The following is an 18,193-nucleotide window of genomic DNA, read 5'->3' as shown; positions in this document are numbered from 1 at the left end:
ATCTTGCATAATACATGGATGTAGAGCAATAGCTCTAAAAAATAATGAAAAAAGGCACATCATTGCCGATAACTAAAAGTTAGAAGATATGTTAGAGATAGTAGTAGGCTCGGCATTGATGTATTACTTTGCCAAAGAGTCCTTTGATTTAAAAGAAAAGCCAGTCGGAACAGTTCACTATACCGAAACATTGGATTCACGAAATGATTCCTTTACTCGGATGCACCGTGAATCTGTAAAAATTAAACCTGCCATAGAAGATCAATTTCGAGGCATCGTTCGGCAAGCTTATGACTACAGTTGTGGTTCAGCAGCCTTAACCACTTTATTAAATGGTTATGTCGGGACACAGCTAACTGAGCAACAGACCATGAATGGTTTGCTGAAATTTGGTGAAACTGAAAAAATCATCGAACGTCGAAGTTTCTCCTTATTAGACATGAAACGTTTTGTCGCTGCTGTGGGGCTAGACAGTGGGGGCTACAAAGGTGAGTTTTCAGATCTAGTTAAGCAAGGTCAGCCTGCGATTGTTCCCATTTCATATGCTGGTTTTAAACATTTTGTGGTTTTTAAAGCCTATAAAGATGGGCGTGTTTATGTTGCAGATCCAGCACTGGGCAATATCAGTTTCGATGAAGTTAGATTCCAAGAAATATGGGAAAACAACACATTATTCTTAATCAACGTTGCGCCTGAGCAACGTAAAAATTTATTAGCTTTGCAAGATTCAGACTTGCGACATGTTGAAGATGCAACCGTGAACCGTTATGCATTGGTTGATATTCAATATCCGCAGTTTTACATGGAAAAAATTGCAGACAAGGCATCTACGATACGACTTGATAAAAACATGAATGAAGAGTCGGAGTCTTATGGTAAATCGAATTACAACTTTCTAAGGCTTTACTACAAGAGTAAATAATTAGATGAAAGCGTATAACAAAGTGTCAGGATTAAAAAAATAACAACGGTGGGAAGGAACATGAATCGTAAATGGATGAACAAAACACTACTAGCCATGAGTATTCAGGTGGTGATGGGGGTTGCCTATGCAGCTGAAGAGCCAAGCCTTGGAGAATATGATCCAGTTGAACAAGAGACAGTCGTAGAAGAGTCTGTATCTCCTGCTACTGTAAACCAAGCTGATACTGCACAAGAAGCTGCTGCCGAGCCTGAAATTGGACAGTATCAATCTGTTGAAGAGCCAGTACAATCTGAGGCACCACAAGTCGAAAGTGCTACTGCCACTGAAAAGGCATCGACAGCACTTCAACAGCAAGAGGGTGATGCGAGTCAAGAAGCTAACTTACAGGAAGTATTTAGCTCGAATGAACGTCAGTATTCATTGATTAAAAAAGGTGAAATATCATCTTTTTACGATATCGATTATACCTATTACCGTGATACTCAACTTGATATGGAAATGGCACAAGGCCAACTTTATCAACTCCGTGTACAAGAGAATGCCACACACTCAATGACCAATACATTTACCGTGCAATACGGTGTAATGGACAATTTGACATTCTCTGCATCTGTGCCTTTAGTAGCAAAAACTGATTTATTAAAAGATACTTCAACTGCTGGTTTAGGGGATATTTCTTTAGGCGCACGTTGGGAACCCTTCCCATTGAAGCAAGGTCGTTTACCACTGATTTTATTTGGTAATTTATCTACGAAAACTGGTGATAGTCCATATGAAGTCAACGCGGTAAATGATCTAGCAACAGGTAAAGGTTACTATTCGGCAGGTATCGGTGCGAGTACGCGTAAATATATTGACCCCGTTGTATTGTTTGCATCTGTCTCAGCCAACTATGGTTTCAAAGAAACTGGTTTAAACCAACGTCGTGGTACACGTGTCATTGAAGAATTTGAACCGGGAATTAGTGGCGGTTTTGCATTCGGTTTTGCATACTCGTTTAACTACGATGTTTCCCTCACCATGTCATATCAACAAAGTTTCAATACCGGCGCAGAATTTACGTATAGCAGTGGCGAATCCTATTCACCTGCAGACCAAACCAGCTCAACTCTCGCGATTTCTTTAGGTGTACGTGTATCTCCAGATACGATTGTGAACGGTACGGTGGGGCTAGGTTTAACTGAAGATGCACCAGATGTGTCTTTAGGACTTTCTTTCCCGTTAGATATTCTAGGTTTTGGAAAAAAACTTCGTTAAGAGGGCTGTCGTATGCGTAAAATTCGACTCAGCCCACTTGTTAGTGCGATCGTTTTAACGGGCTGTTCTAGTGCTGCTTTTGCACAATTGGGTACCAATCTTTCAGTTGATGTACGGTCACTTGCATTAGGGAATGCAGTAACTGCTGATCCTCCGGGGATTAGTGCCGTGCATTTTAACCCTGCAGCATTAACGAAAATTGAAGGTTTGCAAACCGATATGCAGGGAATCATTGCAAACTTTGATATTCAACGTGAATTTACCGTCCCTGCGGGTTATAACGTCTTTGGTTATTCTGATGACCCAATGGTCTGTAATGATGGCCCTGAAGTAACGGCAGATATTTGTACGGACTTTAAAGATAAGGTTTCTGGTGATGTTGAATATGCATCCCTATATGTACCTGTCTTAAAAAAGATGGTGGATTTTGGTGCTGGACAACCCATTGCCGCGCCAACGATGGGAATTGCCTACAATCCACCAGGTTCTAAAGCAACATTTGCATCAGCCGTTTATGCGCCTTTGATTGCGGGTTTTGGTGCTGAAAATGGCAACCCAGGTAATTTCATGGGGCAACAAGTTGCTCTAGAGCGTATTACTTATCTATCGCCAACTGTGGGTTATCAAGTAAGTGATGAGTTATCGATTGGTGGTGGTGTAGGGATGTCCTATCAAGCCATTGGATTGAAATCAGATCTACGATTTCCCAATGAGTTGATCGGCATGTTAAGGATGATTGATGAAGTCGTCTGTACGCCATTCAAGGAAAATTCGGACATTATTACCGACATCTTGCTATTGGGGATGTGTAATACCGAAGAAGGAATGAATCCATTTGGCAAATTTGGTCAGATGGAATTGGCTTTAGAGCAATCACTGAGCCCAAGTTATAACTTAGGGGTTTTGTGGGAGCCACGCGAAGATTTTAGTTTTGGTATGGTGTACCAAAGCGCGGCGAAAATGCGCATGAAAGGCCGTTATCGCATTCATAATGCAAAAGCGCCTCAGGAGATGATTAAGGGATTAATGTCATCACCAACAGGTCAAATTTTAGCTGCCATTTTAGGTTTCCCAAATGCCGTGCCTAACTCGGAGTCGGGTTTGGTTTCGATGGATTTTGAGTATCCACAGCACGTACAGGCCGGGATCAAATATAAGGTCATGCCTGATTTACAAATCAATTTTGATGTGGGCTGGACCGATTATCGTGCTTGGGACAAATTCCGTTTTGAATTCGACCGTCAAATTTCAGCGCTGAAAATTGCAAAATTATTATCTGAAAATGTGACCGATAATTCTTTGGCCTTACCTTTGAAATTTACATCGCCTTGGAACTGGGGTATTGGTATTGAATATTCTGCAACAGATCGTTTGAAATTACGTGCAGGCTATGAACCACGGAGTACCTCTATTCCTGATGGTAAGCGAAATACCATGGTCCCAATTAATGGTGCGCAGCTCTTTGGTATGGGGATTGGATATCGTTTTGATGCAGATACGGATTTAGATTTATCAATCGGCTTTTTACGCAGTAAAGATAACATTCCAGCGAATACTAGTAGTCTTGCAAACTTAACCGGTGTGAATAACTTACTTTTAAACCCATATGCTGGACTGAATGTAAAAACCGATACGAAAATCACCATCCTAGGATTAAATTACAGAACTCGTTGGTAGGATAAGCAGACAGAATGAAAAGGATTTTATTCATAAAAACGTTACTTGCACTGTCTGTGGGGCAAGTGTCGTATACCAACGCTGGGGCGTTTCATACCATTATTGGGCCTGATGGGCGCCCAATGGTGGTACAAGTGCAAGAAAAACCAGCAAAGAAACCTAAAGAAAGTCCAACTGCTAAAACGATAGACTCTCAACCTGTACAACAAATTATTCAACCATCCGTAAGCATTAGTCCGTCTCAAACCAAGACACCGATGACACGTCAAACGAGTCCAACAGCACAGACTGTTGAATCACTGAAGTCTCAACGAAGTGTACGTGAGCCGGAAAAACGGGATGAAATTAAAGCTATCACAGTAGATAAAATTAAAGACGTCTCAGGGGATAAAGTTCGCAAATCTGAAAAGTCAGCACAAGCGGCAGATACGACAGCAAAAGTCTTGCCTTCAACCGCATGGACAGAAAATTTACAGCAATCAGAGCTAGCTCAACCTCGTGAAGCGTATCAGTCCAAAGTTCTAGCTGGAAAAGATAAACCTGTCGTTGAGAAAAAGATCCTTGCTGAGAAAGTAGTCAGTACTGATCAATCCGTACGATCTTCAGGTGAAAACTTAGAAAATAATCCTTCAAAACAATCGGCTAAGGCAAAACAAGAGCAAGGCTTTTCGACCATGGCTGGTGAAAAGTATGTCAATAATGAATATCTTGAAGATAAAGAGTTTAACTTAGAAGGCAAAAAGCGCTTTTACACCATGCCCGAAGGCGTTATTGATAGCAAGATGGGGCAAACGCGGATGCAAACCATTGAACGTGAAAAAGGTGTCAGTCGCTCCGTCATTGATAATTTATTTAAACGTAATCAACCCGAAGATACAGGCCCAATCACTTTAGCCACATCATATTATCGGGTGTCACAAGCTGACACCATTCAAGGTTTAGGTCAGCAATGTTTTTCGAATAAAAAAATGAAGAAAGCCAAAGAGCTCGACTTAGCTCAAGATATTAACTTATGGCCTCGAGCACCATTGTCTGACGAATTTGACTATGAAGTCGTAAAACTAAAATCACCATTACAAAATATTCGTATACATTCATTTGCATCCAAAGTACAAAATCCTACATTTTATTGGCCATTTGCGGTATTTTTAGACAAAAATGGATGTGTCATGGAAGGCGCAGGTGGATTCAAAAATAACCAAGGTGAAGCGGATCATCTTTACCATGAAAAAATTGAAGGCGTGATTCAAGTGCCTAAAGGTAGCCAGTATTTATTCTTAACGCCTTTAGCCACTGCAATAGACGTCGATGGCCGCGTATTAACCAATCAAGGCCAACTTAAATTAACAGCAATCCGTTAAGGACATAAGAAAGAGAATTAGGATGAAAAATAAAATTTTATTACCGTTTGCTTTAACGGCATTGGTTGCAGCGCTCAGTGGCTGTGGCGGTGAAAGTGCAAATGTGAATCCTGAAATTTATGATACCAGTACGACCAATGGTACTTGTAAAAGTAATACCGAAGGCTGTGTTGAGTTCGTTTTAGATTATCCAATTGAAGGTCTGAATTTTAATTGTTCGAGCGACGTTAAAAATACCTACATTACTTTATTTGATCTAAAAGAAGGTGTTTCGACAGGTGCCTGCAAAATTGGCGATACGGTGACTTTCTTTGTCCAAGGTGAAAAATCACGTCGAATTGATTTGGGTAAAGTAGATTTGAAACAAATTTCAAATGTAGCCAGTGGCACGACACCCCCACGTTTGACCTTATTGGATTTGGCTGCCGGCATCGCGGGTAAACCTGCTGCAACGATTTCAAATACCGACGCAACAGTTAAAGTGGCAATGCGTTTAGCCAAAATTATTCAAGCCTTGGCTTTGAAAAATAATAGCGCAGTTACAGCTACAGATATCCAAGCGGTTTATATCAACAATGCAGATAAAGTATTGATTGATCAAATCACGCGAAATGTCGCGACAGCAGATTTCAGTATCAGTTCAGATACGGAATTTAATGACCTGTTTACACCTTGGCTAGACTTGTCCGAAGTCAGCAATGAAAACGCATTTACCTTAGTTTCAAAACTCATGAATATCTCAACGGCTGCGGTATATCAGCCTGAGTTTGCGTTGTTTTCAACTGATGGCGTGATTACCAATGCCAGTGGTTCAAATGGACTTGTCGGCTGTGACAAAAATGAATGTTTGCCGACCGATAGCTCAAAAGTTAATTTATTTGGTCATTTCATGTTAATGACGGACCGCCAAGGTATGACATTTGGTAGTGGTTTACAGTGGAAGGGCAAAGTTGATCAACAGTTGAGTACCATTGGTGGTGTGAATGTCTTACTCTTGACGCAGGTTCGACCAACACGTTTAACAGCAACGCCACAGGATAATTGGATTGATCCGCTTACCAAGCAAATTGATAAACCTGGCATACTGGGTTTCCGTTTTGATGCAGAAGAAGCCAACTCTGGCCCGCTGATTATTAAACAAGGGACGCTACTTGCCGACAAAATGGTGGTCGGTACGGGTGGAAGTTTATATAAAACGTTAATGGCCAAAAAAGATGATTATGTTCTGACGGCCGATGATAAGAAAAAATTAGGTCTTTGGGAGCAAAACATTGACCAAGTGCAATTTAAAGGCACGATGGATTTATACAAGCTTTATCCGCTGTCGTATTTAGACAAAAAAGTCTTTAAGTCTGTTGAAAATGTTGCTGCTGGACAAAATTATATCTTCCCCTTGTATGCAGATTTAACCTTTAAATTTACCGATACTTCGATTAAAACAGTGAAATTGGGTGTGGTGATTGACCGTAATGGTGATATTCGCACAAATATAAAATCTGGCGTGCCAGACGATGTATTTACTCGTCAAGATAGCCAAATTGTCGACTTGTCTACACACGCGACGGAAGGCTGTAGCGGAAAAGATGTGCTTGACCCACTGTTAATGAAAGATGATAAAGGTGTACAGCAATATCGTATCGGAACGACAACCCGTACCTTTACGCCTGAAGGAAATATTAATCCAAATACCATTTCGATTCGTATGATTTTAGCTGACCCATATTTCCATACGCTTGATGGCGCGTTGATTGGAATGAACTCAAGTGTAAAAACTTCAGCGGATACCTCAATGGTTGTAGGCGGTGCTTTAGTGCAGTTACACAATATGATTAACGCCAATGCAGGCACGCGTCCCTCTGGCGTTGCTTTGACGGATTCAGATAATAAAGTAGTGAAGTGGGGGAATAGTTTGGCCAGCTTTAGTTATATTTACAGCTTAAAGAATCCAAATGATACTGCTGCGGCTCAAACGGCGAAGTTAAGCGGTGGTGATATTTCTTTAGAATTGGCCCCGTGTTACACCATCAAGGCTAAATAATCTTCAAATATGAGTAAAATAAAATAGCCCATCCGTGATGGGCTTTTTTAATCATGCGGCCAGCAAATTAACCTGTGTGATCGAGTCGCGTACCAAGGGTTTCGAGATGCATTTCAAACTGACCTGTTTTGCGGTCAGCAAAATAATGCCGCAGCGTTCTTTCCACACTAGGAAAGGCTAAATCATCCCAAGGAATATCTTCTTCGCTAAATAATCGTGATTCAATGGTTTCATCACCCGCACCAAACTCTCCATTGATTAGTTCAGATTTGAACAAGGCATAAATTTGCCCAATACGGGGAATGTTATACATGCAATACAGTTGCTCAATATTGACTTCTGCTTCGGCTTCTTCGCGAGTTTCACGCGCTGCTCCTTGCTCCATCGTCTCATAGAGTTCCATATAGCCAGCGGGTAATGTCCACAGCCCATAACGTGGCTCAATCGCACGACGGCAAAGTAAAACTTGATTGTCCCAAACGGCTAAAGCACCACAAATGACTTTAGGATTCACATAATGAATAAACCCACATGCGGTACAAATACGGCGTATCTGATGATCTCCAAGCGGGATCGCTTCTTTTGTTTTTTGTCCGCAGTTTGAGCAAAAGTTCATATTCATCGTCATGGATTGTGTGAACCGTCAGAATAACTTAAAAATAAAACTTTGGCATCATTTCTAACCAGCTTGGCCGAAATTCAGCTATGATGAAAACAGGATAATTATAAGGTTGTAATGTGGATGGATGAGGGTTTATTGACTCAGCGATTGCAGCAAAGTTTACGTTTTTCTAAGCGTATTCAACCTGCGCATGCTGCTGTATTGATTGCGATTACCCAAGAAGATAATCCACGCATTTTATTGACCCGCCGCTCGCTCTATATGAATAATCATGCCGGTGAGGTGTCCTTTCCCGGTGGCAAACGTGATGCCCAAGACACCAGTAATATCGTGGTGGCGTTAAGAGAAGCTCAAGAAGAAACCGCTCTAAATCCATTTGATGTGCAACTTTTGGGTGATTTACCAATGCAAAAAGCACGGAATGGAATGTTAGTTAAACCGATCGTGGGATTGATCCCGCCTGACGTAAATTTAATACCTCAACCCACTGAAATTGACCGTATTTTTTTTGCATCATTAAGACAGCTTTTAGAAACACCGCCAACGCCATATGAAGTTCGTTTTGCCCAGCAATCGCTTTATTTTCCCAGTTTAAGAATCGAAAACGAAATCGTATGGGGCTTGACTGCACGGATGCTGATTTCCTTATTTCAATATGGTCTGAATTATCAAAAAGAATGGCCTTTTTTATTAAATTCTCCTTCATTTCATTTGGGCCGTGAGCCATAAATCATTTTTAGAAAGTCAAAATAGGATGTTTGATCATGTTGTACAAATTTCAAGGATATAGCCCGAAAGCCACGCATCAACCTTGGGATGGTTGGGTTGCAGAAAATGCAACGGTCATTGGGCAAGTTGAATTAGGCCGAGAAGTGAGTGTCTGGTTCGGAGCCGTCATCCGAGGTGACAATAGTCGTATCAAACTGGGTGATTTTACCAATGTACAAGAAAATGCGGTGCTGCATACCGATGCGGGCATTGAAATGATCATTGGTGATTATGTCACGATTGGGCATCAAGCCATGCTACACGGATGTACCGTAGGTGATAATAGTCTGATCGGAATCAATGCCGTGGTTCTAAATCATGCTGTGATTGGTAAAAATTGCATCATTGGTGCGAATGCTTTAATTCCAGAAGGGAAGGTGATTCCGGATAATTCTGTTGTGATGGGGTCACCGGGTAAAGTTGTTAAGACTTTAGATGAACAAGCGGAAGCACGTCTAAAAATGAGTGCCATGCACTATGCCGCTCATTTTAAACATTTTACTCAACTCGAAGTCGCTGAACTTTAGAACGCTATACATGGTAAGCAAAAAAGCCTCGACGTTTGTCGAGGCTTTTTTATAGATTAAATACAGAAAGCGCTGAGTCTATGGTGGAAAATCTCGCGAACTGCGATGGAGTGGAGTATCATATTCAACGTTTTTTAAGATTAAATTTAATTAAGGTTGCGCATGAAATTACTGGCATTGGAAACTGCCAATGAGCAGTGTTCCGTCTCGATTGTAGATGAAACTCAAGAGCTTTATTTTCAACTCGATTTACGGGCAAAAGCGCAGACACAAACCATTCTCCCAATGATTGAGCAAGGGCTTAATCAAACTGCTATTGAGTTAGCGGGTTTAACTGCGATTGCATTTAGTCGTGGGCCTGGCTCATTTAGTGGTGTTCGTATTAATGCAGCGGTAACACAAGCCTTGGCATGGGCCAATGACGTACCTGTTGTTCCAGTCTCGACTTTGCAAGCTTTGGCTCAAGCGGCGCATCGTGTACATGGTTTGACTGAAGTAACAGCAGTCCTTGATGCTCGCATGCAAGAAGTGTATATCGCAAGCTATCAACTCGATGCCAATGGCATTATGCAGGCTGTAGATGAAGAACAATTATTAAGCTACGCCGATGCCACACCACAGATCAAATTTACTGTCGTGGGTTCTGGTAGTGAGCTCATTCAATCAGAACAAACACAATACAAAGACTTAAGTGCAACAGCACAAGATATTGCTACTATTGCCCGCGAAGCGGCGCAAAGAAAAGCATGGGTGAGTGCTGAACTTGCATTGCCCGTATATTTACGAGATAACGCCTGGAAGAAAATTTCAGAACAAGGCAAGCCATAATTAGGGTTATATATGGATCTTCTACTGCTGCTCAAAGCGGCAATCATGGGTATTGTTGAAGGTATTACCGAATTTTTACCGATTTCAAGTACAGGGCATTTAATTCTGGCTTCAGAATTAATGAACTTTTGGACCAAAGAAAAAAGTGATGTTTTCGTGATCGCGATTCAAATGGGTGCGATTGCTGCGGTAATTTATGAATACTGGGGCCGCCTGTGGGGCGCAGCAACCGGTATGGTGACGGGTGAAGAAAAAGGTCGCCGTTTAGGTTTTGGCTTAATTCTCGCTTCGATTCCAATCGTGTTGATTGGTTTGACGTTTGGTCAGACGGTGAAAGAGCTGCTGTTCAATAACATTGCGATTGCTATGGGGTTGATTATCGGTGGTTTGATCATTATTTGGATCGAAAAAAATCCACCGCAGGTGCGTGCCAAAGAAGTAGAAGATTTAACCATTAAAGATGCGATTTGGATTGGTTTAATTCAAGTTTTATCTTTAATTCCTGGGACTTCACGTTCAGGTGCAACTATTATTGGTGCTATGTTCTTGGGTGTTTCTCGTAAAGCAGCCACTGAGTTTTCATTCTTTTTGGGTATTCCTGTTATTGTCGGTGCAGGTTTGCTGGATTTATATCAAAGCTATGATGTATTTCAAGGCACTCAAGATTGGACTGTGATCGCCGTTGGTTTAATCGTTTCATTTGTCTCTGCATTGATTTTAATTCGTGCGCTTGTCGCTTATGTGGCAAAACGTGATTTCATGATTTTTGCGTGGTATCGAATTGTTTCAGGGTTATTGATTTTGTTGTTCGCATTTACAGGCTGGAAATTATGGTAAGCGAAATCCGCTTATACACAGAACAAGAGTTTCATGAGAAAGCACAGCAGTATTCTGCTGTGCTTTCTTCACGTGGTGTATCTGTAAATATTGAATTGATTGAAAAATTAAACGCGCGTTTTTTACGTTTAAACCCTGAACTTAGTTTGTGTGTCGATGCAGATGGTTTGTGGTTAGCGGCCAATGGCATGAAGATGCAACCCGATTGGACAGCAGAAGTGGGGCGTTTAAAGCGAGCATCTTTAAAGTCTGAGATGATTGCACGTGCGTGTAATTTGGCTGAAAAACCACAGCTTGTAGATGCAACCGCAGGGCTAGGGCACGACAGTCTCTTAATGGCACATCTGGGTGCGCATGTGACTCTTGTGGAACGTCATCCGATTTTATTTACCTTATTGGAAGACTCACATCAACGTGCGCAGAAAGATGCATTTTTAAGTTCGGTTGTGGCACGAATTGAATTGGTCTTTTCAGATTCGGCAGACTTTTTGAAACATTTGTCGACGACCAATCAAATCTTTGATGTGGTTTATCTCGATCCGATGTTTCCACAGCGAGATCAAAACCAGCAAGCCGTCAAAAAGCAAGCTCAGGTCAAAAAACAAATGCAATTATTGCATTTACTGTTACCTGAAGATGGTGAAATGGATTTAGGTGATAATTTACTGGATTTAGCACAAAAAATTGCTAAACGTGTTGTGGTTAAACGTCCACGATTGGCGGTTTTTTTAGCGAATCAAGAGCCGCAACATCAGTGGCAAGGTGATGCTTGTCGCTTTGATGCATATTTCCAACATGATCTTGTGACTTAAAATGATATTTGCTTCAATATTGTTCAAAGATTTGTTATATAGTTAAAAAATAGCATTGCTAAAAACGACATCAAGCATAAAATTATTTGTGCAATTAAGCGAGCCAAGGCCACCATCAGAACTCTATGATTGATTTCAAACCCTCCATCAATTTTTGGCATGATTTTAAAAGCAACCAAACTGCGGGGATGTGGTTATTTTTGGGGTCTCGTCGTTCTTTACAAATCGTTCGACCATCGATTTTACAATTGGTGTTTTGGGGGATTTTAGGTGGTTGTGCCAACAGTTTATTTAGTTGGCTCAGCACGGGGCGTATTGGCGAATTTAATGCCCAAGGTCTCATTAGCTACGCATTGTGGCCATTTATTGCTTTAATCGTGGGGATTTTCCTGTCACAACGTGTGAATAATCCACGGTTAATGTTGGTCCCAGCATTGCTCTGGTTGGTGCTTGATACGCACATCATGTTGTTTCAATGTTTGATTCAATATATGGGAGATCTCGATTTTCTCCCATACTTCCTATATGACTACATTCCAACGTTATTCATTATTCTATTTGTTTGGCAAAGTCTAGCTGTCGTTTGGGTATTTTCACGTGAGTTGAAATGGCCATGGTGGGAGCGAGCACTGATTATGGGTGCGACGCTATTTACTTTGGTCGTGTGGCAAGTCTCAGTCAAAGATCAGCCGATTTGGAAAGTGGAAGAAGTTCCACCAAGCTTTGCTGAAGATGCCTTCTATGCTCAAAGCCGTTTGCTTAATAAATCCTTAGACGCAGTGGAATATGGTGAATTTGCCCAATCCCATTGGTACTTCTTAGGGGTGGCGGGTGCGAGTTATCAAGATGTCTTTAAACTGGAAATTGAACGGATTAAAGAACAGTTTGATACACGTTTTGGCACCTATGGACGTTCGGTTGAGCTTATCAATAACCCTGCAACGCGCACTGAAATTCCGCTGGCATCTAAAACCAGTATGGAGTTGGCGCTGCGTCGTATTGGTCAACAGATGAACCGAGAAAGTGACGTCTTATTTTTATATATGACCTCACACGGTTTACCTAATGTCTTTGAAATGGAAAATGCACCTTTGGATTTGGCGCAAGTCGATCCTAAATGGTTAAAAGAAGCCTTGGATGCCTCCGGAATTCGTTGGCGTGTGATTGTGATTTCTTCATGTTATTCAGGCAGTTTTATTCCAGCACTGCAAAATGATAATACTTTAATTATTACTGCATCGGCAGCTGATCGACAGTCTTTTGGCTGTTCGAATGAAGCTGAATACACTTATTTTGGCCGTGCGTTCTTTGATCAGGCGATGCGTGAACAGACCAGTATTCAAGCGGCATTTAATGAAACCAAAGCGACTGTTGCGAAATGGGAAGCAGCGCAGGGTTTCGAACCTTCTGAACCGCAGTGGTCGATGGGGAAAAACATGGCATTAATGTTGCCTCAATTAGAACAACGATTGTTCCCGCCGACGACTACTGCACCCGCTACGACGGTTACGCCTTAAAAGATTAAAAAGTTTAGGATAAAGATCATGGAATTAGTACAACGAAATACCTGTTTTGCGGGTGAGCAGCGTATTTATCAATTGGATTCTTCAAGTTTAAAAACCACGACAAAGTTTTGTATTTTTCTGCCGCAAGCAGCCTTGCAAGGCCAAGCGTGTCCTGCATTGTTTTATTTGGCGGGATTAACCTGTACCGAAGAAACCTTTGCTATTAAAGCGCATGCACAGCGTTTAGCTGCGCAGCTCGGCCTGATTTTAATCAGTCCTGATACTTCTCCACGTGGGGAACAGGTAGCGCAAGGCGATCATTGGGATATTGGGCAAGGCGCAGGCTTTTATATTAATGCAACGGAACAACCGTGGGCCGAGCATTATCAAATGGAACGTTTTCTTACTGAAGAATTGTATTCGCTGGTACAGGCTGAATTTCCGGTACAAAAAGGTGCGATTGGCATATTCGGACATAGTATGGGCGGTCATGGTGCATTAACTTTAGCGTTGAAGCATCCTGACCTGTTTAAATCGGTTTCTGCTTTTGCACCGATTTGTGCGCCGAGTCAGTGTCCATGGGGCGAAAAAGCCTTTAATCAATATCTAGGTTCAGACCGACAGCAGTGGCTTCAGCACGATGCTACAGCTTTAGTGAAATCTAAAGGGGCTTTGTTTAAAGCCATTTTGATTGACCAAGGCATTGATGATCAATTTTATAGCCAGTTAAATCCGATGTTGTTTAAGCAAGCGTGTGAGCAAGTTGGGCAGCCACTCGAACTGCGTGAACATGCAGGCTATGATCATGGTTATTATTTTATTCAAAGTTTTATGGACGATCATTTGCAATTTCACGCTGTCCAGTTGCAAACAGCGGTTCATTAATTCTAAAGCCAGTGGTTAAAAATATTGAGGCATAGCTTGCTTTGATATACGTATAAATAAAGCATGGTGATGAGCATTGCCATGCAAATGAATAAATTCGACATACCAAAAAAAATAATTTAGGGTACTTATGCAAAATTCACAAATGGAAACGCCGCTTCCGCCAGAGCTGCCCGTAATGAATCCACCGAGTCTATTTGGTGAGACAGAACAGGCTGATATTTTGGGAAGAAATTATCATTTTAGGTTTAAAGGTAATGCGTCTGAATATTTCGGTATTTGGATCGTGAATATCTTACTGACGATTGTCACGCTTGGACTTTATGCGCCTTGGGCAAAGGTCCGCCGTTTACGTTATTTTTACGGTAATACTTGGGTGTTTCAGCGTCGTTTTGACTTTACCGGTTTGCCTACAAAAATTTTAGTTGGACGAATCATTGCGTTAGTGGTCTATGGTGGTTTCTCTTTTGCTATAAAGTATTCTTGGGAAGCTTTCTTAGCGGGCTTTGTCCTGATCTTCTTTGCGGTTCCTTGGCTTATTCGATCTACGATTCGTTTCCGTGCTCGCAACAGTAAATTTAGTAATAGCCGATTCTTTTTTTCTGGGACGAATAAAAGCGCGTATTGGTGTTTTGTCAAATGTCTTGCGGTGGTTGTCTTTACCCTTGGTTTGTTTACACCAGTTGCGGTCTGGCTATATAAACGTGAATGTCTGAATCATTTGTATCTGGGTCAGTTAAAATTTAATCTGAATAATACTTGGGGCGATTATATGCGTGCCATGTATGTGCCTTTATTTCTGTTTATGGGCTTTGGTGCATTGCTGGCAGTGATCTTTGCGATATTGTTTGGTAGTTCAGATGGTTTAAATGACGCATCTTATGTCTTCATTATTTTTGGTATGTATTTGATTGGCTATATGTTTATTTGGCCACTCACAGCTGCACGTATTTTTATTACCACTTGGAATAACACCACGTTGAGCCGCAGTCAGTTTCATACGGACTGTAATCAATGGCGCTATGCATGGATTGTCTTGAGTAATTGGTTGGCTAAAATGGTTAGCCTCGGTTTACTGACACCATGGGCAGTTGTGCGACTATATAAATATCAGACTGAATCTTTGCACTTAATGTTGGTCGATGATCCAGACCAATTACAAAATCAAATGCAGCAAGATCACAATGCGATTGCTGAAGAATTATCCGATATTTTTGACCTAGATATTTCCTTATAACGTAGGTGAATTACATGAAAACATCAGTAGTGAATGCAACCTATTATGATGGGAAAGTGTCAAAACCCTTTGTTGCTCAAATCAGCGCAGATGGGGAACATGCTGTGATTGTGCGTTATGGTCAAGACCTAGAACAAACGCAGCACTACACCTATCAAGATATGACGCTGATCGGTGCTTTAGGTGATATTCAGCCAGTGATCGAGTTAAAGGACGATGCTCGTTTAGAGTTTCATCAACCCTTGCCAGAGTGGTTTAATCTCGACGTAAAGTCGCGTTGGCATTCGATTTGGAAGTTGGAGCGTTCACCCTCCTTAATCATTTTTAGTGTGATTTTCGTGGTGGCGTTTGCTTTTGTATTGATTAAATGGGGCATTCCTGTGGCGTCGCATGTGGTGGCCAATCAACTGCCTGAGACAGCGTTAAAGAGTTGGGGGGATCAGGCGGAAAAATATATTATCGATATGACTGAACCCACAAAATTGCCACAAGCACGCCAAGACAAACTGAAGCAAGAATATCAACAATTGGTGGCTGAGAATCGACCTGCGAAGCTATTATTCCGTGGTGGTGGCAGTATTGGTGCAAATGCATTGGCGATACCCAATAACACCATTATCGTGACAGATGAGTTGGTTAAATTAGCGAAAAATGATTATGAGTTAATTGGTGTACTTGCACATGAGCAGGGGCATTTAGTTCAACGCCATAGTTTGCAGCAAAGTTTGTCAGGTTTAGGCATCAGTATTATTTTGTTGATGATCACAGGGGATGGCTCTGACATTCTTACCAGTTTACCGGTTGCTGCGGTGGGTGCGAGTTACTCACGAGACTTTGAATCTGAAGCAGATTTATATGCCCTAAAACAACTTTCAAAACATCAAATTCCAACGGCACATTTTGCAAACTTCTTACAACGTATGGAAGATGAAGCTGATGGTGAAACAGCAAAAGAGAAAGGTGCAGAGGATGAAACTGCCAAAGATCAGAGATCTTGGACAGACTTCTTTGAGTCACATCCAGCGACGAAAGCCCGTATTGATGCAGTTAGAAATTATCAATCACATCAGCATTGAGTGAAAGGCTTTGACAATATGGCGACGTAGACTACGGTTCGCGTTGCCATGTTGCACTGAGTTCTTCTTGTCCCATGCGGATCAAATGATCTAATACCACATGTTCCAATTGATCTAGATTTGTACTTGGATCTTGGGCTGAAATCACCACGTCTAAAAACGCAGCTTGTGGTAAAAGACTGACCTCTGCAGAGGGCAGTTGAATCTTGAATGCAGTATTTTCTCCAATGATCTGTTCATTGACTTCAAATTTATGTTTCCAATGATTGACTAAGCGTTTAGCAACACGTGCTGCTTGGGCGGTGGTGATTTGTGTTGAACTTTTCATAAATGCAATTTTATTATTAAGCCGTCAGTCCTTTAACTTAGCAAAGTACATAGATGCTCGTTAAGTCTAAATATGCAACGCTGTGTTTCTATCCCTGAGATCTTTATCCATATTAATCACTGATGTTATGCACGCAAAAAATAATTTTGCATTTTTAAAATGATATTTAAGTCAATTCGACGGAGTCTTACATCTAGGGCTTAAATAAAGGGATTAGCCTTCGGCTGGAGGTACTCTTACGAAACGATGTTTCTCATTAGGCAAAATGAGAAGCGAAGCTTCACAAGGAAACCATCTTGCGGAGCAATGCTCCTCACCGCAAAACTCGCTCTCTAGCGTCTATTTATTTAAAGTATTGCAAAAAAAAATTGATGAGAAGTCGTGCTATCTCAAACAATTGCGGATGACGTTACCGCGTATCGTTTTTTTATTTGAATCAAATTCCGCTTCTGATGTTACTGCGTAATATCAGTTCATCCTAGGTTTCTTTATTATAGAGATCTCAATCATCGGCATCGAAAAAACGACTAAGGGCATGGGCAGCGAATAGGGGGACAATTTGCTATAATGCGTCAATCACTCCCTTTTCAAAGCTAGGTTTTTCATGTCCAAGCCATTCTTAATCGCACCTTCAATTTTGTCAGCAGACTTTGCGCGCTTAGGTGAAGAAGTTGAAAACGTTCTAGAAGCCGGTGCAGATGTTGTTCATTTCGATGTCATGGATAATCATTATGTACCGAACTTAACTTTTGGTGCGGGCGTTTGTAAGGCATTGAAAAAATACGGCATTAAGGCGCCAATTGATGTGCATCTAATGGTTTCACCAGTAGACCGTATGATTGGTGATTTCTTGGAAGCTGGCGCAGATATCATCACTTTCCACCCAGAAGCGACTGACCATATTGACCGCTCTTTACAGTTAATCAAATCTGGTGGTGCGCAAGCGGGCTTGGTATTTAACCCTGCGACACCTTTGCATTATTTAGACTATGTTTTAGATAAAGTTGACCAAGTATTGTTGATGAGTGTGAACCCAGGTTTTGGTGGTCAAAAGTTCATTCCAATGACTTTGGAAAAGCTGCGTCAAGCCCGAAAAATTATTGATGCTTCAGGTCGTGATATTCGCTTAGAAGTGGATGGTGGTGTTACTCCAGCCAATATTCGTGATATTGCTGAAGCCGGTGCAGACATGTTTGTTGCAGGTTCAGCGATTTTTGGTAAGCCTGATTATAAAGCTGTGATTGATGACATGCGTTCAGAGTTGGCAAAAGTGCATGCTCAAGAGGCTTAACCCTTTGGGTATAAGTTATTCCTCGCTTGTGGATAACTATATGGATAACCGTATGGATATCTGTGTAGATAACTATATGGATAACTTGGATAAATTATAAACGATTGTGCATCAATGGTTTAATAATTAGACGTATTAAGTATAAAAAGGACTCAATTGAGTCCTTTTTTTATGGAGTAAAGTGTTTGAAATACTGTATGTTTATTAATCTATGGTAAA

General features: G+C 41.3%; 17 protein-coding genes. 15 read left to right on the top strand and 2 right to left on the bottom strand.

What is annotated here, in order from left to right; all coding sequences use genetic code 11:
• The first annotated feature begins 88 nt into the window (after positions 1 to 88).
• Genes B1201_RS03700 through B1201_RS03680 form a run of 5 tightly spaced genes read left to right on the top strand, consistent with a single transcriptional unit; the run spans position 89 to position 7,258 of the window.
• Positions 89 to 922: a C39 family peptidase gene (locus tag B1201_RS03700; RefSeq protein WP_078192371.1), complete on the top strand. Its 834-nt coding sequence runs from the start codon at positions 89 to 91 to the stop codon at positions 920 to 922.
• Between the two features lie 60 nt (positions 923 to 982).
• Positions 983 to 2,182: a hypothetical protein gene (locus B1201_RS03695; protein ID WP_078192370.1), complete on the top strand. Its 1,200-nt coding sequence runs from the start codon at positions 983 to 985 to the stop codon at positions 2,180 to 2,182.
• A 12-nt stretch (positions 2,183 to 2,194) separates the two neighbouring features.
• On the top strand, positions 2,195 to 3,859 hold the full coding sequence (locus tag B1201_RS03690; RefSeq protein ID WP_078192369.1) for an OmpP1/FadL family transporter: 1,665 nt from the start codon (positions 2,195 to 2,197) through the stop codon (positions 3,857 to 3,859).
• A gap of 14 nt (positions 3,860 to 3,873) precedes the next feature.
• Positions 3,874 to 5,220, top strand: a complete 1,347-nt coding sequence (filE, locus tag B1201_RS03685) for a putative pilus assembly protein FilE (RefSeq protein ID WP_078192368.1) — start codon at positions 3,874 to 3,876, stop codon at positions 5,218 to 5,220.
• Between the two features lie 22 nt (positions 5,221 to 5,242).
• A complete protein-coding gene (locus B1201_RS03680) occupies positions 5,243 to 7,258 on the top strand; it encodes a hypothetical protein (RefSeq protein WP_078192367.1) in 2,016 nt (671 codons plus the stop codon).
• Positions 7,259 to 7,325: 67 nt separating this feature from the next.
• Here the strand turns inward: B1201_RS03680 and B1201_RS03675 are convergent, their stop codons facing one another.
• Positions 7,326 to 7,874: an NUDIX hydrolase gene (locus B1201_RS03675; RefSeq protein ID WP_078192366.1), complete on the bottom strand. Its 549-nt coding sequence runs from the start codon at positions 7,872 to 7,874 to the stop codon at positions 7,326 to 7,328.
• 126 nt (positions 7,875 to 8,000) lie between these two features.
• On the opposite strand from B1201_RS03675, the gene B1201_RS03670 reads away from it, so the two are divergent.
• The 9 genes from B1201_RS03670 to B1201_RS03630 all read left to right on the top strand — a co-directional run bounded on the left by B1201_RS03670 (position 8,001) and on the right by B1201_RS03630 (position 16,355).
• Positions 8,001 to 8,609, top strand: coding sequence for an NUDIX hydrolase (locus B1201_RS03670; protein WP_078192365.1), 609 nt, complete (start codon positions 8,001 to 8,003; stop codon positions 8,607 to 8,609).
• Positions 8,610 to 8,644: 35 nt separating this feature from the next.
• Entirely contained in the window at positions 8,645 to 9,175 is a 531-nt protein-coding gene (locus B1201_RS03665; protein ID WP_078192364.1) for a gamma carbonic anhydrase family protein, read from the top strand.
• 162 nt (positions 9,176 to 9,337) lie between these two features.
• Positions 9,338 to 10,003 carry a tRNA (adenosine(37)-N6)-threonylcarbamoyltransferase complex dimerization subunit type 1 TsaB gene (gene tsaB / locus B1201_RS03660; protein WP_078192363.1) on the top strand — a complete coding sequence of 222 codons (666 nt, stop codon included), beginning with the start codon at positions 9,338 to 9,340 and terminating at the stop codon, positions 10,001 to 10,003.
• 12 nt (positions 10,004 to 10,015) lie between these two features.
• Positions 10,016 to 10,840, top strand: a complete 825-nt coding sequence (locus tag B1201_RS03655; protein ID WP_078191179.1) for an undecaprenyl-diphosphate phosphatase — start codon at positions 10,016 to 10,018, stop codon at positions 10,838 to 10,840.
• Complete coding sequence (locus B1201_RS03650) at positions 10,834 to 11,652, top strand: class I SAM-dependent methyltransferase (RefSeq protein WP_078192362.1); 819 nt, start codon at positions 10,834 to 10,836, stop codon at positions 11,650 to 11,652. Before B1201_RS03655 ends, B1201_RS03650 begins: the two co-directional genes overlap by 7 nt.
• Positions 11,653 to 11,777: 125 nt before the next feature.
• Complete coding sequence (locus tag B1201_RS03645) at positions 11,778 to 13,169, top strand: C13 family peptidase (protein ID WP_078192361.1); 1,392 nt, start codon at positions 11,778 to 11,780, stop codon at positions 13,167 to 13,169.
• A 27-nt stretch (positions 13,170 to 13,196) separates the two neighbouring features.
• Positions 13,197 to 14,042 (top strand): S-formylglutathione hydrolase, encoded by an 846-nt coding sequence (fghA, locus tag B1201_RS03640; RefSeq protein WP_078192360.1) that lies wholly within the window; start codon positions 13,197 to 13,199, stop codon positions 14,040 to 14,042.
• A gap of 130 nt (positions 14,043 to 14,172) precedes the next feature.
• Positions 14,173 to 15,279, top strand: coding sequence for a YjgN family protein (locus tag B1201_RS03635; RefSeq protein ID WP_078192359.1), 1,107 nt, complete (start codon positions 14,173 to 14,175; stop codon positions 15,277 to 15,279).
• Positions 15,280 to 15,293: 14 nt separating this feature from the next.
• Entirely contained in the window at positions 15,294 to 16,355 is a 1,062-nt protein-coding gene (locus tag B1201_RS03630; RefSeq protein WP_078192358.1) for a M48 family metallopeptidase, read from the top strand.
• 31 nt (positions 16,356 to 16,386) lie between these two features.
• Here B1201_RS03630 and B1201_RS03625 read toward each other — a convergent pair whose 3' ends face one another.
• The gene (locus B1201_RS03625; protein WP_078192357.1) at positions 16,387 to 16,683 is read right to left on the bottom strand and encodes a DUF2218 domain-containing protein; all 297 of its coding nucleotides are present in this window, start codon (positions 16,681 to 16,683) and stop codon (positions 16,387 to 16,389) included.
• Positions 16,684 to 17,287: 604 nt separating this feature from the next.
• On the opposite strand from B1201_RS03625, the gene rpe reads away from it, so the two are divergent.
• On the top strand, positions 17,288 to 17,974 hold the full coding sequence (rpe, locus tag B1201_RS03620; protein ID WP_078192356.1) for a ribulose-phosphate 3-epimerase: 687 nt from the start codon (positions 17,288 to 17,290) through the stop codon (positions 17,972 to 17,974).
• Positions 17,975 to 18,193 lie beyond the last annotated feature (219 nt).

This window comes from Acinetobacter sp. ANC 5600 (assembly GCF_002018395.1).
In the GTDB taxonomy this organism is placed as follows: domain Bacteria; phylum Pseudomonadota; class Gammaproteobacteria; order Pseudomonadales; family Moraxellaceae; genus Acinetobacter; species Acinetobacter amyesii.
Note: the sequence above shows the minus strand (reverse complement) of the source record. Positions and strands in the feature narration are given on the sequence as shown.